Source organism: Streptococcus mitis (genome assembly GCF_001579035.1).
Classification (GTDB): Bacteria; Bacillota; Bacilli; order Lactobacillales; family Streptococcaceae; genus Streptococcus; species Streptococcus mitis_J.
In genome coordinates, this window is sequence record NZ_KQ970290.1 from 93365 (window position 1) to 98870 (window position 5506).

5 protein-coding genes are annotated in these 5506 nt (G+C 33.1%); all 5 read right to left on the minus strand.

Annotated features, from left to right (window positions below; translation table 11 throughout):
• Positions 1-1245, minus strand: a 1245-nt coding sequence (locus SMIDD26_RS08635) for a glycoside hydrolase family 31 protein (RefSeq protein WP_280630525.1), incomplete at its 3' end; no start/stop codon positions are given.
• Positions 1242-1886: a DUF624 domain-containing protein gene (locus SMIDD26_RS08640; RefSeq protein ID WP_061439839.1), complete on the minus strand. Its 645-nt coding sequence runs from the start codon at positions 1884-1886 to the stop codon at positions 1242-1244. The genes SMIDD26_RS08640 and SMIDD26_RS08635, both read right to left, overlap by 4 nt.
• Before the next feature lie 204 nt (positions 1887-2090).
• Positions 2091-3656: a type 2 periplasmic-binding domain-containing protein gene (locus SMIDD26_RS08645; RefSeq protein WP_000792259.1), complete on the minus strand. Its 1566-nt coding sequence runs from the start codon at positions 3654-3656 to the stop codon at positions 2091-2093.
• Between the two features lie 9 nt (positions 3657-3665).
• Positions 3666-4562: a carbohydrate ABC transporter permease gene (locus tag SMIDD26_RS08650; protein WP_000870790.1), complete on the minus strand. Its 897-nt coding sequence runs from the start codon at positions 4560-4562 to the stop codon at positions 3666-3668.
• A 17-nt stretch (positions 4563-4579) separates the two neighbouring features.
• Complete coding sequence (locus SMIDD26_RS08655; protein ID WP_061439840.1) at positions 4580-5497, minus strand: ABC transporter permease; 918 nt, start codon at positions 5495-5497, stop codon at positions 4580-4582.
• Between the last annotated feature and the right edge of the window lie 9 nt (positions 5498-5506).

Here is a 5506-nt window from a genome sequence, read left to right on the forward strand (position 1 = left end):
CCCCAGCATGTGCCCACCAATATCATGGCTCCACCAACTATAACCGATATTTGATGCTGTCGCTGTAAAATAAGGTTGAAATCTTAAGGAATTCCAACTAATAATAGTATCCCCTGAAAAACCAACAGGGTAGCGATGACTACCAGGACCTGCATATCTTGATAAAATCAAACCACCTTCTACATTTTTACAACTATCCTGATAGTGATAATGGTTTAAAAGCCACAGTGGATCCAACATGCCTTGAGTCCCCTGTTGCCAGTCAATCCACCAAAAATCTACTCCCTGCTTTTCTAGCTCATAATGAACATCTTTAAAGTAGGCTTCCCTAAAAGAGGGATTAAAAAAATCAAAAATAGCAGGTTCTTCTAGTTCTACATTTAACCCTAATCGTTTGGCGACTCGAGGATAAGCTTCTTCATAAGCCCGTATACCATCAGCAGGATGGACATTTAAGGAGAGTTTTAACTTTCTATCATGAAGTTGTTGCAATAACTGTTCTGGATTAGGTATTAAGTTTTTATTCCAACTATATCCTGTCCAGCCACTTCCAAAACGAGCTGGAATGTCAGTTATATGCCAATCCATATCTAAAACACCGATAGATAATGGAATTTTCTCTGTTTCAAATCTGTCTATTAAATCCAAGTATTCATCCGACGTATAAGGCCAATACCTACTCCACCAATTGCCTAAAGCGTATCTTGGCAACAAGGGTGTTGAACCAGTCAAATGGTAAAAGTCTCTGATTGCTCCTCTATAATCATGCCCATAAGCAAAGAAATACAAGTCAATTTGATTTTCTCTCTCAATATAACCAGACTGTTCATCCCAAATAAATCCTTGAGAATCATCCAATAAGGCTATACCATTTCTGCTAATAATTCCATCTTCTAACGAGATTGCTCCATCTGCCTCATCCAGAGTCCGAGCTGTTCCTTTTAACGTTTCAATCGATTCACCAAAATACCAGCGACTACCATATACAGCAAAATTTCCTTTTAATTCTATAAATAAATTTTCGGCGTTAAATTCTCCTTTATTAAAGTGCAAATGAAAATAGTCCGTCATAATATCTAGTACGTTTGATGTCTCGATATAATCTAACGAAACTTGACCAAAATCTCTATTATAGATAAGTTGTGTAGTCCTATCCTCAAAACTTCCAGTTTGAGAGTATTCTAACCTTACTAGCTTGTCTGTTAATACAGAGATTCGATAAAACTCTCCCTTAAAAATTTTCACTTTGTTTTCCTCCTTTTAGTAAATTTCTTTACCTTATCAAACATTTTATTTGTTATCGTTACATTCATCAATCCGCAAAAAGCAAATCCCCCAAATGTAAATACGTAAATAGCTGTTAAAACTCGTTCTGGACTACTAAAACTCATATACAGTACAGAAATATTAAATAAAACCAACATGATAGCTTGTATTGGATTTAAAATACAAATTAATACGCTATTTACAATACTATTTTTTAGATTATCTTTAAATAGACCAATATAGGGGAAAATAACACTCATCAAAAGTATTATAACAAATAAAAAGGGCAACACTAACAATAAACTATACTCTGAAAATAAACTTGAATAGCCCCAAAGACAATAGTTCACATATAAAAGTAATTCTATTAGGAGGATAAACAACCAAATAAAAGTTGATTGTTTAAAATTTTGTCTAAAGATCCGAAAATAATGATAAAAAATATCGGTATCTTTACCTTTTAAAATACGATACCACATTGTCGTAAGAGAAGTTAATGATGCCCCAATTGTAACTATTGGAATACAACTAACAATAAATAGAGTATTTAAAATAATTAAATCTGTCAAAAAAGTTAAAATTCTAACCACTTTTCCATCTAATGAAAATAATTTTTGCATAATATATTCTCCATAAAATCAATCGTCTTAACTCTATATTTTAGAATGTCAGTTGCACAAAAATATTACCTAAATTATTTAAAAAACATTTCCAAATTTCTTTAAAAATTAGAATAAAGGAAGCGAGATAATTTGATGTTATCAGTCTCGCTTCCTGTAATTAGCTAGTCCCTTGTTTATACAACCAAGAGTTCATGTAAAGTATTACTCTTTTACTTCTTTTTGGTAACGATTATATGCTTCCTGTTGAATCTTCATAAATTCGTCCAATCCCATATTCTTAAGAGTTTCTTTGTATGAGTCCCATTCTTTTTCTATGCCACCTTCAACTACCCATTTAGATGCTTGTTGTTTGACATAAGATTCAATACTAACATAGATTGATGATAATTTGTTAAGCTCTTCTTGTGAATAAATCACATTAGGGTAAGCTGGCAACGCAAATTGTTTCAAATCTTGGTCCATCTTCAATTTCAATCCATCACCTTGTGTTTGATCGATTTCTACGCGACTATTGATATCATCGCTTACGTATTTAGGACCAAAATCTCGAAGTGAATTAATCCATGCCCATTCATCAGCTGATTTACCATCTTTAGGAGGTAACACTTTAAACTTATCACCATTCTTTTCAGTAGCTATTCCAAATGATCCATAGAAATTCTGAATACTTGCTTCATCTGTATATAATTTATCCAACCATTTCAATAATTTAGCAGGGTTTTTGCTCTTATTTGTAATCAAAATTTCATTTCGACCATAGTTGTAATGATCTGGATCAGAAAAGACATATTGTTTACCATCCATACCTTTTAAAGCAGGTAGAGCAATATATTCACTTGAATGTAAGCCAAACGTTGCATCTGCTGTCCAACCACTAGAAACACCTACTCTAGATACTCCCTTATCCATACGTTTTGCTACACTCATAGATGTATCTTCTGTAAAGATTTCCGGATCAATCAAACCTTTTTTATAAGATTCGTGCATTGCTGCAATCCCTTGTTTATAACTTTCCTCTGTACGAAGGTAGACTGGTTTCCCATCTTTTACAGACATTTCATACGTATTATCTGCACCTAAACGATTATTGAACGGAAGAATATATGAGAATGTTGGATCAAAGTTTCCTGCTCCGAATGGAATTTCATCAGAAGCGTCTCCATTTCCGTTCGCATCTTTATCCTTAAATTCTTGTAGTACTTTTACTAAATCATCATAAGTTTCTGGAACCTTTAATCCTAAATTATCCAGCCACTTTTTATTAATAAATAGCTGATTAGCTACAGTAGGACGCATCGGTAATTTCTTAGGCAGGCTGTAGATATGACCATCTGGTGAAGTAATCATAGCTTTAATCTTAGGTTCTTTCTCCATAGCCTTAGTTAAATTGGGCATATTTTCTTTGATTAAATCTTCCAATGGAATAAATAAAGATTGGTTCTGAGCAATTTCTGAATCTGTAAATGCATTTGAACCCAAAAATGCATCTGGTAAATCTCCGCTAGCAACCAAAACAGATTTCTTATCTGCCCAATCTGCAGCTACAAGTGTATCCCATTTAACATCAATACCTGCTTCCTTGGCAGAATCTGTTAGAAAACCTTTATGATAATCTTCTCCCCAGTCAGACCAACGAACAGTTGTGATTTTATAAGAATCTTCTCCAGACTTATCGTCCTTATTCGCATTATTGGAATTTGCACAGGCTGTTAAGCCAGCAAGTGTAACTGTTCCTAAGAACAAATATGTAAATGATTTATTTTTCATGTTTTTCTCCTATTCTTTCAAGGCGCCAATCATTACGCCTTGATTAAAATATTTTTGAACAAAGGGATATAGCAACATAATCGGAGCGGTTGAAATAACAATTGCTGCATATTTCATCATATCGGCTTTAATACGAAGATCTGATGCCACTTCTCCTGTTGCTTGCGATTGTAACATTTGATTACTAATTAGTAAACGTCGTAAAATTAATTGCAATGGTTGTAAATTTTCATTCGTTAAATAAATTAAAGCATTAAACCACGAATTCCAGATACCAACTGCAGTCCAAAGTCCAATAACTGCTATAATAGCTTTTGATAAAGGAACAACTATCTTAATAAAATAACGAATTGTACCACAGCCATCAATTTGCGCAGCCTCCCACATCCCGTCTGGAATACTATTATTAAAGAAAGTTCTAGCAACAATAATATTGTATGATGAAACTGCAAAAGGTATTACCATTACCCAAAATGTATCAATCAAGCCTACATTCTTTACTGTTAAGTAGGTAGGAATCAAGCCACCTGATACAAACATAGGGATTATGTATAGAATACTCATCCACTTTCTACCAACTAATTCTTTTCTAGATAAAGCATAACCAGCTGGAATATTGACTACTAAAGCAACTAAGGTACCAACAACAGTATATAAAATGGTATTTAGATAGCTACGTAAGAATAAAGGTTGTTGAATAAGACGTAAATATCCATCTAATTTCCATTCTCTTGGAATAAACCATACCTTCCCGTTTGCAACATCTGAAGGATTACTAAAAGATGCAATCACTACAAACCATAACGGATAAACAATTAACAGGATAAGGAAAATTGCTAAACCATAGGTAACTATATCAAATAATAATTCAGAGTTTGTTTTTCTTGATTTATGAAACCATTTCACCTTGAGCACTCCTTCCTTTAAAAAAGACCCGTTCTAGTATATCTTTTCGAGAACCAGTTAACAGATAACAAAATTATTAGATTGACTACGGTGTTAAATAACCCTATAGCAGTCGAATAACTATACTGAAAGTTCACCATACCAACTTTATAAACATAGGTCGAAATTATCTCACTTCCTGCTAAATTAAGAGGATTCTGTAATAGTAACACTTTCTCAAAACCTACACTTAATAAACTACCTGCTCTTAATATTAGCAAAATCATAGCAGTTGGCAAAAGTAATGGTAATTCTATATGCCGAATTTTTTGTAATCTAGAGGCACCATCCATAGTTGCAGCCTCATAATATGTAGGATCAATTGCAGAAAGCGCTGCTAGATAAATAATACTATCCCAACCAATATGTTGCCATACATCACTCCAAACATAAACACCTGCAAAATGACTAGGTTTTGATAAAAAATCTGGAATAGTAATTCCAACAGACTTAAATACATTCGCTAACAAACCACTAGTAGGAGATAAAAATAAGATAATCATCCCACACATAACCATTGTAGAGATAAAATGGGGTAAGTAAGTTGTCACTTGAAATATTTTTCTAAATTTCCCAACTCTTAACTGATTACTAATGATAGCTAGTATAATAGGCAAGGGAAATCCTACTACAATACTATAAAGTGAAATTTTTAATGTATTGAACATAGTTGTCCCGAATTGGAATGATGAGAAAAATTGAGTAAAGTACTTAAATCCTACCCACTGACTAGCAAAGATACCATTGGCCGGTGAATAGTCTTTAAATGCAATAATTAGTCCCAACATGGGAATATAGGAAAATAAAATTAATAGCAATATTGAAGGAAAAAGTAATATATATAACGGAATACTATGCTTTAATTTTATTTTATGAAGTTGAGATGCTACTCTCATGTTTTTCCT